At 35.3% G+C, this 14,985-nt stretch carries 15 protein-coding genes; 12 read left to right on the top strand and 3 right to left on the bottom strand.

Features of this window, described 5'->3' with window-relative positions:
- Positions 1 to 88 precede the first annotated feature (88 nt).
- From HCJ50_RS12515 to HCJ50_RS12505, 3 genes are all read left to right on the top strand, one after another.
- Complete coding sequence (locus tag HCJ50_RS12515; RefSeq protein ID WP_185344918.1) at positions 89 to 1,024, top strand: ABC transporter ATP-binding protein; 936 nt, start codon at positions 89 to 91, stop codon at positions 1,022 to 1,024.
- Positions 1,017 to 1,787 carry an ABC transporter permease gene (locus tag HCJ50_RS12510; protein WP_185344920.1) on the top strand — a complete coding sequence of 257 codons (771 nt, stop codon included), beginning with the start codon at positions 1,017 to 1,019 and terminating at the stop codon, positions 1,785 to 1,787. Before HCJ50_RS12515 ends, HCJ50_RS12510 begins: the two co-directional genes overlap by 8 nt.
- A 409-nt stretch (positions 1,788 to 2,196) precedes the next feature.
- Positions 2,197 to 2,619: a DUF805 domain-containing protein gene (locus HCJ50_RS12505; protein ID WP_185344922.1), complete on the top strand. Its 423-nt coding sequence runs from the start codon at positions 2,197 to 2,199 to the stop codon at positions 2,617 to 2,619.
- Positions 2,620 to 2,675: 56 nt separating this feature from the next.
- On the opposite strand, the gene HCJ50_RS12500 is transcribed toward HCJ50_RS12505, so the two are convergent.
- Positions 2,676 to 2,885, bottom strand: coding sequence for a lmo0673 family protein (locus HCJ50_RS12500; RefSeq protein ID WP_014092119.1), 210 nt, complete (start codon positions 2,883 to 2,885; stop codon positions 2,676 to 2,678).
- Positions 2,886 to 3,500: 615 nt separating this feature from the next.
- On the opposite strand from HCJ50_RS12500, the gene HCJ50_RS12495 reads away from it, so the two are divergent.
- The 5 genes from HCJ50_RS12495 (at position 3,501) to HCJ50_RS12475 (ending at position 8,332) form a co-directional block, all read left to right on the top strand.
- Positions 3,501 to 5,846, top strand: a complete 2,346-nt coding sequence (locus HCJ50_RS12495) for a cation-translocating P-type ATPase (protein ID WP_185344924.1) — start codon at positions 3,501 to 3,503, stop codon at positions 5,844 to 5,846.
- Between the two features lie 136 nt (positions 5,847 to 5,982).
- Positions 5,983 to 6,309, top strand: coding sequence for a PadR family transcriptional regulator (locus HCJ50_RS12490; protein WP_185344926.1), 327 nt, complete (start codon positions 5,983 to 5,985; stop codon positions 6,307 to 6,309).
- Positions 6,309 to 6,632, top strand: coding sequence for a DUF1048 domain-containing protein (locus HCJ50_RS12485; protein ID WP_185344928.1), 324 nt, complete (start codon positions 6,309 to 6,311; stop codon positions 6,630 to 6,632). The genes HCJ50_RS12490 and HCJ50_RS12485 overlap by 1 nt, the downstream gene beginning before the upstream one ends.
- 17 nt (positions 6,633 to 6,649) lie before the next feature.
- Positions 6,650 to 7,558: an ABC transporter ATP-binding protein gene (locus HCJ50_RS12480; protein WP_185344930.1), complete on the top strand. Its 909-nt coding sequence runs from the start codon at positions 6,650 to 6,652 to the stop codon at positions 7,556 to 7,558.
- 6 nt (positions 7,559 to 7,564) lie between these two features.
- A complete protein-coding gene (locus tag HCJ50_RS12475) occupies positions 7,565 to 8,332 on the top strand; it encodes an ABC transporter permease (RefSeq protein WP_185344932.1) in 768 nt (255 codons plus the stop codon).
- Between the two features lie 36 nt (positions 8,333 to 8,368).
- Here HCJ50_RS12475 and HCJ50_RS12470 read toward each other — a convergent pair whose 3' ends face one another.
- Positions 8,369 to 9,016 (bottom strand): FusB/FusC family EF-G-binding protein, encoded by a 648-nt coding sequence (locus HCJ50_RS12470; protein WP_185344934.1) that lies wholly within the window; start codon positions 9,014 to 9,016, stop codon positions 8,369 to 8,371.
- A 269-nt stretch (positions 9,017 to 9,285) separates the two neighbouring features.
- On the opposite strand from HCJ50_RS12470, the gene HCJ50_RS12465 reads away from it, so the two are divergent.
- Positions 9,286 to 11,016, top strand: a complete 1,731-nt coding sequence (locus tag HCJ50_RS12465; RefSeq protein WP_185344936.1) for a pyruvate oxidase — start codon at positions 9,286 to 9,288, stop codon at positions 11,014 to 11,016.
- An 87-nt stretch (positions 11,017 to 11,103) separates the two neighbouring features.
- Here the strand turns inward: HCJ50_RS12465 and HCJ50_RS12460 are convergent, their stop codons facing one another.
- Positions 11,104 to 11,316 (bottom strand): LPXTG cell wall anchor domain-containing protein, encoded by a 213-nt coding sequence (locus tag HCJ50_RS12460; RefSeq protein ID WP_185344938.1) that lies wholly within the window; start codon positions 11,314 to 11,316, stop codon positions 11,104 to 11,106.
- A 446-nt stretch (positions 11,317 to 11,762) separates the two neighbouring features.
- On the opposite strand from HCJ50_RS12460, the gene glmS reads away from it, so the two are divergent.
- The 3 genes from glmS to HCJ50_RS12445 all read left to right on the top strand — a co-directional run bounded on the left by glmS (position 11,763) and on the right by HCJ50_RS12445 (position 14,981).
- Positions 11,763 to 13,568, top strand: a complete 1,806-nt coding sequence (gene glmS / locus HCJ50_RS12455; protein WP_185344940.1) for a glutamine--fructose-6-phosphate transaminase (isomerizing) — start codon at positions 11,763 to 11,765, stop codon at positions 13,566 to 13,568.
- A gap of 110 nt (positions 13,569 to 13,678) precedes the next feature.
- Positions 13,679 to 14,416: an FAD synthetase family protein gene (locus HCJ50_RS12450; RefSeq protein WP_185344942.1), complete on the top strand. Its 738-nt coding sequence runs from the start codon at positions 13,679 to 13,681 to the stop codon at positions 14,414 to 14,416.
- Positions 14,417 to 14,501: 85 nt separating this feature from the next.
- The gene (locus HCJ50_RS12445; RefSeq protein WP_185344944.1) at positions 14,502 to 14,981 is read left to right on the top strand and encodes a DUF6530 family protein; all 480 of its coding nucleotides are present in this window, start codon (positions 14,502 to 14,504) and stop codon (positions 14,979 to 14,981) included.
- Positions 14,982 to 14,985 lie beyond the last annotated feature (4 nt).

Below are 14,985 nucleotides of genomic sequence, written 5' to 3'. Positions count from 1 at the left end.
AGTTTCGGTATAAAGACGGTTATTTTTTATTATTGGCAAATTAGTGATAAAATAAAGGAATCATATTTTATAAGGAGACAGCAAATACATGACATATGCACTTGAAATAAAAGACTTACGAAAAATATATTCTACTGGAGTTGAAGCTCTTCGCGGTGTGGATTTAACGGTAGAAGAAGGGGATTTTTATGCACTTCTTGGTCCTAATGGTGCTGGTAAATCAACCACAATTGGTATTATCACCTCACTTGTTAATAAAACATCAGGAAAAGTAACTGTGTTTGGCTATGATTTGGATACGGATATTGTTCGTGCAAAACAGCAAATTGGTCTTGTTCCGCAAGAGTTCAATTTTAATCCGTTCGAAACAGTTCAGCAAATTGTTGTTAACCAAGCAGGCTATTATGGTGTTTCTCGTAAAGAAGCTTTTAAACGAAGCGAAAAATATTTAAAACAATCTAATTTATGGGAAAAACGCCATGAAAGGGCACGAATGCTTTCGGGTGGAATGAAAAGACGTTTGATGATTGCACGTGCTTTGATGCATGAACCGCGATTACTTATTTTAGATGAACCAACTGCAGGAGTCGATATTGAGCTTAGACGAGATATGTGGACTTTTTTAAGGGAGCTAAATGAAAGTGGAACAACAATCATTTTGACTACTCATTACCTGGAAGAAGCAGAGATGCTTTGCCGAAACATCGGAATTATTCAATCAGGAGAGCTTATTGAAAATACGAGTATGAAATCATTGCTTTCAAAATTGCAGTTTGAAACTTTTATTTTTGATTTGGAGCCATATGATCAAGCATTTGAAATTACGGGTTATCAACATGTTTTTGAGGATAAACAGACACTTTCTGTGGAAGTGGAACGTAACCAAGGTGTGAATCATATCTTTGAACAATTAAGTGAAAAAGGAATAAAAGTTCTTTCAATGCGTAATAAATCGAATCGTTTGGAAGAATTATTTTTGAAAATTACGGATGAAAAACATCAAGTGGGGGAAAAACATGTTTAATCTATATTTTACAGCTTTAAAAAGTTTAGCAGCAAAAGAAACTAATCGTTATATGCGGATTTGGGTTCAGACACTCGTTCCACCAGTCATTACAACATCACTTTACTTTATTATTTTTGGGAAAATGATTGGGAGTCGAATTGGCGATATGGGCGGATTTTCTTATATGGAATACATCGTTCCAGGACTGATTATGATGTCGGTAATTACTAGTTCCTATGCCAATGTGTCATCTTCGTTCTTCTCACAAAAATTCCAAAAAAATATTGAGGAAATTTTAGTGGCGCCAGTACCAACTCATATTATTATATGGGGATTTTTGATTGGTGGAATTGGTAGAAGTATTTTAGTAGGTGCACTTGTTACTATTATTTCATTATTTTTTGTACCACTTCATGTATTTTCTTGGTCAATCGGAATAATTACCTTTTTAATGACAGCAATTGTATTTTCGCTGGCAGGTCTTCTTAATGGGATTTTTGCTAAATCTTATGATGATGTTTCCATTGTTCCAACATTTGTTTTACAGCCATTAACATATCTTGGTGGAGTGTTTTATGCTATTTCTATGCTTCCGCCAATTTGGCAAGCTATTTCCAAAGTAAATCCGATTGTATATATGATTTCAGGATTCCGCTATGGTTTTCTTGGTGTAACTGACGTGCCAATAATGGTTTCCATGTTAATCCTCGTTTTATTTATTGTGATTCTATATTCGATTTGCTGGTATTTAATTAATAAGGGAAGAGGATTAAGAAGTTAATTAGATTGTAGCGAAGTAAATTCTGTCTCATTTTAGTTAAAATCGTCATCTAATTTTAATAGAAAAAAAGGGTTGGAGCTGGTAAAGACGGGTATTATATAGACATAAGCAATGACAATACCATTACTTTTTCTCCCTTTTTTGTATGGATTGTCTTTACTTACCTTAAACTCCCTTTTATACTTTTAGTGGTTGTTTTGCAGCTGCTAGAGGTATTTTTTTGTTAAATATTTCTAAAAAGAGGGAGTTCTTGTGTGCCACATGTTAAATGTTAAGTGAATATAGCGCTAGTTAGTGAATAAAATAGAAATGTGTCTATTTTATGAAACTTTTTGCTATATCCTTGTATAATGCTGTGGCTATGTATATTCTTAGGAGAACGATAAAATATAGGTACATAGGAGGAAACATGGGATTTTTAGAAGCTTATAAGTCATTTTGGAAGAATTATGTCAATTTTAGTGGTCGTGCACCAGCTTCGGCATATTGGTATGTAGTGATTTGGAACATAATTGTTGTTGGGGCGCTTTATGTTGTTGCAATTATTTTCGGTTTATCAGCAATGATGGAAGGTTACATGGCTGGCATGGGAATGGTTGGAGGCGGCGGTGCACTCTTTATTTTAATTGTGCTTTGGTTGTATTCGCTTGCGATTGTAATTCCGACAATTAGCCTTATTGTAAGACGATTGCATGATTCTGGGAAAAGTGGATTTTTGGCTTTTCTTGGCTTAATTCCTTTTTTTGGAGGAATTATTATTTTAATCTTTATGTGTTTTGGAAGTGATGGGCCAAACCAATATGGAGATGGCTACAGTAAATTTGATATTTAAAAATAAAACGAGCTAGGAGTTAGATCCTGGCTCGTTTTATTTTTTTAGAATCGCTTTTAATGGATTCCTTCACTTACAAGAAACCAATTTACTTGGCTGGTGTTAATAAAATAAGTTAAGTCATATTTGGTTAGCTCAATACATTTTTCGTTAAAAAGGTTTTTTAAGTCTGTTTTAGATAATTCGTGGATGCTGATGTTGTTGATTTTTGCGTCGTCATCAAGTCGAATTGATTCTCCGTTTGCGGTATAAATTTCGATATACATCGTACCATCCTCTCTGAATTATATTGATTTATAATTTTCTTTAAAAATCCTTAATTGATTAATTGCGGTAACAAGTTGTTGGCTGGAAATATGTTCATCCGTGCCTAATTTTGATGCCGTTTTTTAAAATTTCGACATTAGATGAAATTTCTGAATCAGCAACTTGTTTTTTTCAGTGTTATTGATTTTCTGTTTGTTTTTATCATAACAATATATGCTAGTTGTGTAAAGGTAGCCAAAGTGAGTCAAAAGTAGCAGAGTGAAAGGGTATTTTCTGAGTTTTAAAAAATAGTAATCGAATACTAAGTGATTTTCCATTGATATATCAGCTAGCTGTTTTTTATTATAAAATTGGAGATCCTCTCAAGAAGTTGACAACGAACCAATATTCTTTCTAATTTTTGTCCAAATACTCACTAAATGCTCATAATAAAGCGGGTTAAAAGTGTTATACTTACATTAAGAAAAAATAGGATAATTATTTTATATTAGATAAAGAAAAAATAGATGTTAAAAGGGAATATTTCTTTTTGTTTTGGGAAAAGCAAAGCATTAGATGAATGAATTTTATTAGCTAAAAAAGGAAAGACTCTAAATCGAAAAGGATTTGTTAAGATGGAGACAAACACGAACGCCCCAACAGGCTTATCTAATGAAGAAGTTTCAGAACGGGTAAGAAATGGTCAGGTTAATCACGCGCTTAAACCATTGACACGTAGTATACCTGGAATTATCCGCGACAATACATTTACCCTTTTTAACATTATTAATATCGTCATTGCAAGTTTTATTATTTTTGTAGGAAGTTATAAAAATTTGCTATTTCTTGGAGTGGCGCTTTGTAATACTGCGATGGGGATTTTTCAAGAAATTCGAGCAAAACGAAATATCGATAAACTTACCATTTTAACTCAGGCGAAAGTAAAAGTTATGCGTAATGGTGAATTATGTGAACTAGAGCAGGGCGAAATTGTGTTAGGTGATATCATCGTGTTAAATCGTGAAGATCAAATTTGCGCGGATGGTGTTATCTTTCAAACAGATGGTATAGAAGTAGATGAATCTCAATTAACAGGAGAATCAGAACCTGTTTTAAAACAAGCGAAAGACAAGGTAATGTCTGGGAGCTACATTGTTAGTGGACAGGCTTATGTCGAAGTTTCAGCTGTTGGCGAACAAAGTTTTGTTTCCAAGCTTTCTATGGAAGTAAAACAAGAAAAACGGCCGGATAGCGAACTCATTCGTTCCATTAAGAAAATAATCAAAGTGTTAACCTTTATTATCATCCCACTAGGTTTAGCTTTATTTTTTTCGAAATATTTACAAGGTCTGCCGCTTAAAGAATCCGTACTTGGAACATCAGCTGCAATGATTGGGATGATACCTGAAGGCTTAGTATTACTAACAAGTATTGCGCTCGCAGTTGGTGTGATTAATTTAGCAAAACAAAAAGTACTTGTAAAATCCATGCCATGTATCGAAACGTTAGCTCGTGTGGACGTACTCTGTTTGGATAAAACCGGAACGATTACAGATGGGAAATTAGATGTAACGGATATTGTCCTAAAAAACCCACATGTTACTGCAACTCAAATAAGTGCGAGCATTGGTGCAATCGTAGGCTCATTAGCAGATAATAATGCAACTAGTATCGCGTTAAAGAAACACTTTTTGGAAAATCCAGAATGGAAAGTTACCACACGCTTTCCTTTTTCTTCTGCTAGAAAATGGAGTGGGTGCAGTTTTATCGACAAAGGTACGTTTTTAATAGGAGCGCCGGAATTTATTTTTGCAGATCTATCCAAAGAAGATAAACAAGAGTTAGATGACTATGCAAATCAGGGGTTTCGAGTTTTAGCAGTTGCGCATTCGCCAATACAACTTGAAAAGGCGGTACTACCTGAAAAAAGAGAACTGCTTGCGTATATTTTAATTGCTGATAATATCCGTGCGGAAGCTCCAAGTACATTCGCGTTTTTTGCCAATGAAGGCGTATCAATTAAAGTTATTTCAGGTGATAATCCTGTTACAGTTTCTAATGTTGCTGTTCGTGCTGGAATTGCAAATGGAGATAAATACATTGATATGAACACTGTTGGTGAAGCAGTAGATATGGTATCTTTGGTTGAAAAATACACAGTGTTTGGACGTGTGACTCCACATCAAAAAAGAGCATTAATCCAAGCATATCAAAAGCAGGGACATACCGTTGCAATGACTGGCGATGGGGTTAATGATGTTCTCGCTTTAAAAGAAGCGGATTGTAGTATTGCAATGGCTGAAGGTAGCGATGCAGCACGAAGCGTTTCCGACTTTGTTTTATTATCGAATAATTTTGATTCAATGATTGATGTGCTTCGTGAAGGACGCCGAGTTGTTAATAATATTGAGCGTGTAGCTGCACTTTATTTAATTAAAACAATGTATTCTACTGTATTAGCACTGGCTTTCATTTTTATACCTGGAGCCTATCCATTCCAACCAATTCAACTTAGCCCAATTTCATCTTTAACTGTAGGAATTCCATCATTCTTTTTAGCATTAAAACCAAATTATGAGCAGATTAAGGGGCAGTTTTTGCATAAAGTTTTACAAACCTCCGTACCAGCTGCAACTTGTGTTATTGCTTATATTATATTGATATTAATATTTGGGAATATGTTAGGTTTAACATTTGCCCAAACTTCTACAATGAATGTTATGCTAACAGGAGCAACATGTTTTGTAGCCCTGATTAATGTAGGACATCCATTTGGACCAAAAACAAAATTACTTGTAGGAACGATGATGGCGGCATTTATTTGTTTATTCTTATTTGCTGGAAATATTTTTTCTTTAGTTTCCATATTTGATTGGCAAATGATGTTGATTTATGTACCATTACTAGTTTCTTGCGGTCCGCTATATTGGTTTATTAGACATATCATTATGCGTTTCACCTGGGCAGGTGCGCATGACTAAAATAATTACTGGCGTGTTTGAGAGAGTGTGATGCTTAAACATGCCAGTTATTTTTTTGCAAATGGGTTGACATCTATTCTACTTTGTATTACTATGTAGTTGTACCTAGTAATACAAAGTAGAGGAGCGAATTCGAATGAAAGGACTAACAGAGCTACTTAAAGGGAGTCTAGAAGGAATGATATTAGAACGTATTTCCAGAGGCGAAACATATGGATACGAAATCACCAAGTATTTTAATGATTTAGGTTTTGATGAGATAGTAGAGGGAACTGTATATACAATTCTCCTACGTATTGAAAAAAAAGGATTGGTAGAAGTAGAAAAGAAAAAATCAGAACTAGGACCAGCAAGAAAATTTTATACATTAAGTGAAACTGGAAAAGAAGAATTAGCGATTTTTTGGAAACGTTGGGAATTTATTCAAGCGAAAATGATGAAAGTTAAAGGAGGAGAAGCATAATGTTTAACTGGTATAAAAAATATCGTGCAGAAAAACGAGATTATAAATTGTATAAAAAAAGGATTGATGATTTACCAGAAGATTATCGTCAGGCAATGAAAGCAATTGAAACTTATTTATGGAGCTTTGCTAAAGGAGCAGGAATGTTCTATATTTTAAAAAATGTATTAGAAATGTTCGAAAATGCAGCTGCTGATAAACTAGAATTAAAAGAGGTCGTGGGTGATGATTTAGCCGAATTCGCTGATAATTTACTATTGGAATTTCCAGAAGAAACTTGGCTAGATAAAGAACGTAAAAAACTCCGTAAATCAATGAAATAGGAAGAAGGTGTAAGGTTATGGCAATTATTGATATTCGAGAAGTGAAAAAAAGTTTCAAAAAGCAAGCCGTTTTAAAGCAAGTCACGGTTCAAGTAGAAGCTGGAAAGATTTATGCTCTACTTGGTGCAAATGGAGCAGGTAAGAGTACGCTACTGAGGATCATAACAGGGCTACTTGCTAGCGACGGCGGGGAAGTAACTATCAAAAACTTATCAGTCCAAAAGAACACAAAAGCAGTACAGCGCTTGTTTAGCTATAATGCGCAACAGGCGAGTGTAGATGAAGTTTTAACAGGATATGAAAATTTACTATTAATTGGAAAACTTCGCCATGTGAAACAGCCAAAAGAAGTTGCGCTATCGTTACTGGAACAATTTGGCTTATCTGATAGCAAAGATAAATCTGTTTCAGCATACTCAGGTGGAATGAAGCGCCGTCTTGATTTAGCAATGAGTTTAGTTGGCGACGCAGAAATTCTTTTCTTAGATGAACCAACTACAGGACTTGATCCAAGTAGCCGCTTTGATTTATGGGGAGTAATTGAGAATCTTAAAAATAATGGAAAAACAATTTTTTTAACGACGCAATATTTAGAAGAAGCAGATAAATTAGCAGATACAATTGGCTTTTTAAAAGATGGAGAGATTATTGCGACAGGAACTCCGAAAGAAATGAAACGTTTAGCTGGCGAGAATAGTCTACAACTCACATTTGATCCAAAAGATATTGCAAAAGCTAAAGAAGTATTAGCTGATTTTAAACCAAAAGAAATAAGTGATGTGCTTTTGTCAGTAGAGCTAGTGGAAGAAATAAAGACAACCTTAGATATTTTAAAAAGGCTATCGATGAATCAGCTTGAGCCAATTGACTTTGAGACTATTCGTCCTACGCTTGATGATGTATTTATTGCGTTAACGAAAGGGTGAGATAAAATGATGATAAAAGAATATTTTAGTGATATTTTTGCACTAGCTGGTCGGATAATAAAACATAATATCCGAAGCTTAGATACAATGATTACAGTAGTTGCAATGCCAATTATGTTAATGCTTGGAATGGTCTATATTTTTGGAGGGGCAATTAAAATTGAAGGTTTATCTGAGCAAGATTATATCAATTATATAGTTCCGGGAATTTTATTGATGACCATTGCAACAGGGTCAGCGTATACAGCACTTCGAATTAATATAGATAAAACTGCTGGAATGTTTGAACGCTTTAAATCAATGCCAATCGCAAAATCTGCGGTAATTGGTGGTCATGTAGTTGCATCTGTTATTTTTATGTTAATCTCGTGTGTAGCAGTTTTGATTGTTGCATGGTTGGTTGGCTTTAGAACGGATGCTAGTTTTGGAGAATGGAGCTTAATTGTATTGTTGCTTGTATTATTTGCCTTTATGCTTACATGGTTATCTGTTCCGTTTGGTTTAATGGCAAGTAGCATTGAAGGAGCGGGTGCATTTTCATATATTATCTTGATGCTACTATTTGTTAGTTCCGCTTTCGTTCCAGTAGAAGGAATGGCTAAGATTGTCCGAATATTCGCTGAAAATCAACCGATGACGCCTATTATTCAATCATTGCGCGACTTATTTGCATCAGCGCCACTTTCAAATGATATTTGGTTAGCGCTTGGCTGGATGTTTGGCATCTTGATTGTATCTTATATTGGCGGGATGTTTGTTTATAAGAAAATTTAAAAAAGGCTCGTAATCAGTTGATTACGAGCCTTTTTTCTATTTTCGTTTTTTAACAACCTCAATAAATTCATCTAATGTTTCTCTAGTTTTTATTTGCTCATTACAAACATCGCTATCATAACAAATATAGTTGCCATTTGTGGTGTAAATTCCGTCACTAGAGGATTTTGTTTTCGCCATAAAAAGCGCTACTTTTGAATGAGAGTGGCAAATGGAGCATACCCCTTTTTGAATATCAGCAGAAATAGTTCCAGATACTCCGACAAGGTTCCCATCTTCATAAGTAATAATATATTTTCGTTGTTGGGCAATATCATTCCAACCGTAAAAACTGTAATCGCGTAAATCAAGTTTTGACCAAGCTGGGATTTTTAATTTCTTTGTTTTTGCAAAAACTTTTTTTAATTTTGCATCACTTGGAGGTGCAAAAGGAATAACAAAAGCTTTTAATTCTTCAAGAAATGGTTCTGCCTCTTTTGTAGTTGTAATCATATGCAGCTTTGCAAATAATTCCTGATGTGCATCAAGCTCAGCCTTTGGAAATAATTGGTTAATTTTTTCCTCTGTTAAAGACTTTAAAGCTTTTAGTGTGGAAGTATCATTTGCAGAACGGTAGGCACGAGAAATATTGTTTAATTGATTTTTTATAAAATTATATTGGTATGGTTGGATAAACTCTTTCATTATAATTCTCCTTTAATAGTTTAATGTTGGTTAAACTAGCTTCGGGATTGAAGAGTCTATTTTTTACTCTTACTTTCTAGGCAATCCAAAAGCCATTGTTAGAAAGTACAGAGCAGTGCAATTTTGTTTGCATCTCTTTGATCACCACCTTACATTCATTATAAGCACTTCCGAATTTCTCGTCAATGCTCGGTTATGAATATTTTTCACAAAACAGGGTAAACGAAAACTATTGGACAAAAGCGATAACATGAGGGAGGAAATACAAAATGAAAAAGGTAAAAGCAAGTGAAACACTCGTACAAACACTAAAAAATTGGGGAATCGATCATGTTTATGGTTTGCCGGGAGATTCGATTGATACAGTGGTCGATGCTTTAAGAGAGGTGCAAGATGAAATAGAGTTTATTCATGTCCGCCACGAAGAAGTTGCAACACTAGCTGCTGCCGCCTATTCTAAATTAACTGGAAAAATTGGTATGGCATTATCAATTGGTGGACCAGGAGCGATACATTTATTAAATGGCATGTATGATGCAAAAATGGATCATGTTCCGATGCTCGTTTTAGCAGGTCAAGTAACTACGGATGTTTTAAATACTGGATTTTTCCAAGAAGTAAATTTACCAGCAATTTTTGAAGATGTTGCAGTTTATAATAAGCAAATTGATAATGCCGAAACGCTTGCAGATGTTGTTGATGAAGCGATTCGCACTGCGTATAAAGAAAAAGGTGTTGCAGTTCTCACTATCCCAAACGATATTCCAGCTCAAACAATAAAAGCGAGCTTAGAAGCAAAGCCGGTTTCATTTGAACAAGAAAATCCTCAATTAGACGAAGCAAATATACAAAAGGCAGTTACATTAATTGACCAAGCAGAAAAGCCGGTTATTCTAGCTGGATTAGGAACAAAACATGCCGGAGATGCACTTCTAGCCTTTGCAGAAAAAGCCAAAATCCCGATTATCAACTCTCTGCCAGCGAAAACTATTATTCCAGATGATCATCCTAATGCCTTAGGAAACCTTGGTAAAATCGGAACTAAACCCGCGTATGAAGCGATGCAAGAAACAGACTTACTGTTAATGTTTGGGAATGATTATCCATACAGTCATTATTTACCAAAAAAGGCAGACAGTATTCAAATCGATATTAATCCAGCGGTAATAAGCAAACGCTATCCTGCTACAGTAGGGCTAGTTGGTGATGCCGCTGAAATTATTTCTAATTTAACAGCTAAAATAGCACCTGTAAACGAACGCAAATTTCTACAAGCATGCCAAGAAAACATGCAAGAATGGTGGAAATGGTTGGAGGAAGATACTAGTAAAACCACCGACCCAATTGCACCTGAAGTAGTGATGGCAAACATTCAAAAAATAGCTGATAAAGATGCGATTTTTTCGATAGATGTGGGAACTGCCACTGTTTGGAGTACTCGTTATCTGCATTTAACGCCTGAAAATGACTTTATTGTTTCAGCATGGTTAGGCACAATGGGATGCGGTTTACCAGGCGCAATTGCTGCCAAAAAAGCTTTCCCTAACCGTCAAGCTATAGCCATTGTTGGAGATGGTGGCTTTTCAATGGTAATGCAAGATTTTGTTACCGCAGTTGGACAAAAAATGCCCATGATTATTGTTGTCTTAAATAATAAAGAGCTTTCTTTTATTAAATATGAACAACAATCCGCCGGCGAACTAAATTATGCGATTGATTTGCCTGATATAAATTATGCTAAATTTGCTGAAAGTTGCGGAGGTATTGGCTTTCGTGTAGAAAAAATGGCGGACTTAACAGAAGCTTTTGAAAGTGCGAAACTTGCGACAAAACCAGTAATTATAGATGTTTCCGTCGATAGTTCAGCTGCACCTTTACCAGGGAAAATCATTATGGATGAAGCACTCGGTTACACTAAATTTGAAATTGAATCTGTTCTAGAAGATCACCGTTTTGCAAAAATGCCACCTTTAAAAACTATTTTACGTAGATTTTTATAATAAATAAGGTTATTATCATAAAGCAAAAATAACGTAGTATCACATAAAAAAACAGTTTGAAAGCATTTGGCGCTTTCAAACTGTTTTTTACATTTTTTTCTTAAGAAATAATACAATTGCAAGTAGTACTAGGAATGCTCCAATAACTATCGGCCAAATAGAAAATGCATCACCTGTTGTTGGTAAAAGTGCTGTGCTCGAATTATTCTCTAGCGCTCGTGCAGTATCAAAATGGAAATAAGCAATTCCAAGTGAGAAAATAACGATAATACTTGAAAGCAATTTTTTAGAAAAAACCATTCTGCTCGCTCCTTTTTAGATCATAACTATATTATTAGTCATTTGATATTTTTTGTCAATGTATAGACCAATTTTAATAAAACGGCTATATATAATGCTTGACCTAGTATACATATTATTGTAAAATGAATTTGTTTCCTTGAAAAGTATTGAAGGAGGATAGTACAACTGAATAGAAGCGCCAGAACTGATTGGGACGAAAATGCTTGAAGGTGAAATTCCTGAAAAGTAACGAATCAGTTGACGAGGAGGAGATTAATCGAAATTTCGGCGGGAGTCTCCCGGCTGTGCATGCAGTCGTTAAGTCTTACTTACAAATCATTTGGGTGACCAAGTGGACAGAGTAGTAATGAAACATGTGCAAGAAACCTCCAAGGAAACCAAAAAATTAGAGGGCTTGAAATTGGATAAGTCTGCCCTCAAGTTAATTATTGGAGGAATTTATTATGTGTGGAATCGTTGGATATATTGGAACAAACAATGCGAAAGGTATTTTATTAGAAGGACTTGAAAAATTAGAATATCGTGGTTATGACTCCGCTGGTATTGCTTTACAAAACAAAGATTTAGTAACAGTTGTAAAAGAAAAAGGACGGATTGCTGATCTTGCAAACCTTGTACCAAGCGACGCATTTGGAACAACTGGAATCGGTCATACACGCTGGGCAACTCACGGAAAACCAAACCACGAAAACGCTCACCCGCATCAAAGCGAATCTGGCCGTTTTACAATCGTTCATAATGGAGTTATCGAAAACTATACACTATTAAAAGATGAATATTTAAAAGAGCATTCATTTATTAGTGATACAGATACAGAAGTAATTGTGCAGTTAATCGAATTATTTGCAAAAGAACTTCCAACAAAAGAAGCATTCAAAAAAGCATTATCTTTACTTCATGGATCTTATGCAATTTGTTTAATTGACCAAACCGATACAGAAACACTATACGCAGCAAAAAACAAAAGCCCTTTATTAATCGGAAAAGGTGAAAACTTCAACGTCATCGCAAGTGATGCAATGGCAGTTCTTAAAGAAACCGATGAATTTGTTGAAATTATGGATAAAGAAATCGTTATTGTTACAAAAGATGGCTTCACTTTAGAAACACTAGAAGGTGAAGAAATTATCCGTGCAAGCTATACAGCAGAACTAGACGCATCTGACATTGAAAAAGGGACTTACCCGCACTATATGTTAAAAGAAATTGACGAACAACCTGCTGTAACACGAAAAATCATTCAAGCATACCAGAATGAAGCCGGTGAAATTAACGTCAACCAAACAATTATCGAGGAAATCTTATCCTCTGATCGTATTCATATTGTCGCTTGTGGAACAAGTTATCATGCTGGTTTAGTTGGAAAAAACTTAATCGAAAAAATGGCGAAAATCCCAGTAGAAGTTCATGTTTCTAGTGAATTTGGCTATAATTTACCATTAATGTCGAAAAAACCACTATTTATTTTTATTACGCAAAGTGGAGAAACTGCAGATAGTCGTCAATGTCTTGTAAAAGTAAAAGAACTTGGTTATCGTACATTAACACTGACGAACGTACCAGGTTCCACACTTGATCGTGAAGCAGATCATTCGATGTATTTATATGCTGGACCAGAAATTGCCGTTGCTTCAACAAAAGCATATACAGCACAGATTTCTGTCTTAGCAGTACTTGCTGTTTCTCTTGGGCGCGAACTTGGAGACGCGGAAGCACTTAAGATTAATTTAGCTGCTGAACTGGGCATTGTTGCAACTGCAATGGAAGCAATGGTCTCTAGTAAAGAAGTTATTGAACATATTGCCGGTGAATATTTAGCAACTTCTCGTAATGCTTTCTTCTTAGGTAGAAATATTGATTACTTTGTAGCAATGGAAGCTGCTCTAAAGTTAAAAGAAATTTCTTATATTCAAGCAGAAGGTTTTGCAAGTGGAGAATTAAAACATGGAACTATTGCACTGATCGAAGACGGTACACCAGTTTTAGCACTTATTACACAAGAATCTATTAACTGGAATATACGCGGAAATGTCAATGAAGTTTTAGCGCGTGGAGCAAAAGCTTGTGTGTTTGCAATGGAAAACGTGGCACAACCAGAAGATCGATTCGTTATTCCACAAGTGCATCCACTGCTAACGCCATTGGCAAGTGTTATTCCGTGTCAATTGCTAGCTTATTATGCAGCACTTCACCGTGATTGTGATGTGGATAAACCAAGAAACTTAGCAAAAAGTGTCACTGTAGAATAAATGGCATAAGACCTTCTCCTGCTTGGAGGAGGTTTTTTTGCGGAAATCAATAAATTTGCACCCACCCCTTGTTTTGCTATAAACTAAATAAGAATGGGGGAAGTAAGCTAATGGAAGTATCACATGTAACGCTCGAACCGAGTAAAGATAGTCGCCCAGCTGTTTTAACAATTGGTAAATTTGATGGAGTGCATATCGGTCATCAAACTATTTTAAATACCGCCTTATCGATAAAAAAAGAGCATGAAATCTTAACTGCTATTAGTTTTAGCCCGCATCCACTATGGGCTTTAAAACAAATCGAAGTATACCGAGAAATGCTAACCCCGCGAATGGAAAAAGAGCGCTGGTTAAACCATTTTGGCGTAGATCATCTTATCGAAACCGCTTTTACACCAAAATATGCAGAAACAACGCCAGAACAATTTGTAGCAGAGCATTTGACTCAATTAAATTTGACGCATATTATTGTTGGTTCGGAATTTAATTTTGGAAAAGGGCGTGCTTCAGATGTGGAATTGCTCCGTGAACTTTGCGAGCCTTATCATATAAGCGTTACATCCGTCCCAGTTATTGAAACAAATCAAACAAAAATAAGCTCAACTAATATTCGTGACTTTATTAGGCGTGGTCGTTTTAAAGAAGCAGAAGAACTTCTTGGGCATCCTTGGTATATTACTGGAACAATCAAAAACGGTGAAATGAATGATTTAGATGATTATGTTCTCCCAACAGGCGGTACTTATCAAACGGATACAACTAAAATAGATTTAACAAATAATCGGATAATTAAAGCAGACTTACCAGATGGTTTGCACAAACTACATATTACCAACCAACTTTCCTAGTGTTAGGGAAGTTTTTTCTTTACAAATTTTAATTTTAGTAATATACTAATTTAGTAAATTACTAAAATTTAAAAGGAGAAATCTAATGAAGATTCCAACTACCTTAAAACATAAACCAGTAATTGTTGTTGAAAATTACGAAGAAGTGGATGGCAAGAATGCTTATAACTCAGATGCTAAAGGACTTTCTCTTGGACTCGCCCAGTGGAATGATCGCGGAAAAGTAGATATTTCTGCTAAAGTTTGGCGTCATACTGGTGATAAATGGTCCAGACAATCTGAAGAATTACCATTATATCGCGTGTTAGACTTAGCTATTTTAATTGCTAGAACAAAAGTACATTTTAAAGACGCCTATCGTTTGCCTGGCTTTTATGATAAAGAAAATCCAACTCTTGATCGAATTGGGTTGCAAGGAGACGCAATGACAATTTCTGTTTGTGAAGATAATGAATATATTGAAGAAGATATTGCACTTTTTGAACAAGTGTTAAAAAATAATGACGAGCTTCTTAGTGAGCGGCTTCGTACACTTAGCAAACTTTTACAAGAAGCCGGCTATTAAGGAG

The sequence above is a fragment of the Listeria immobilis genome (genome assembly GCF_014322765.1).
Classification (GTDB): domain Bacteria; phylum Bacillota; class Bacilli; order Lactobacillales; family Listeriaceae; genus Listeria; species Listeria immobilis.
This window is presented reverse-complemented; position numbering and strand designations above follow the sequence as displayed.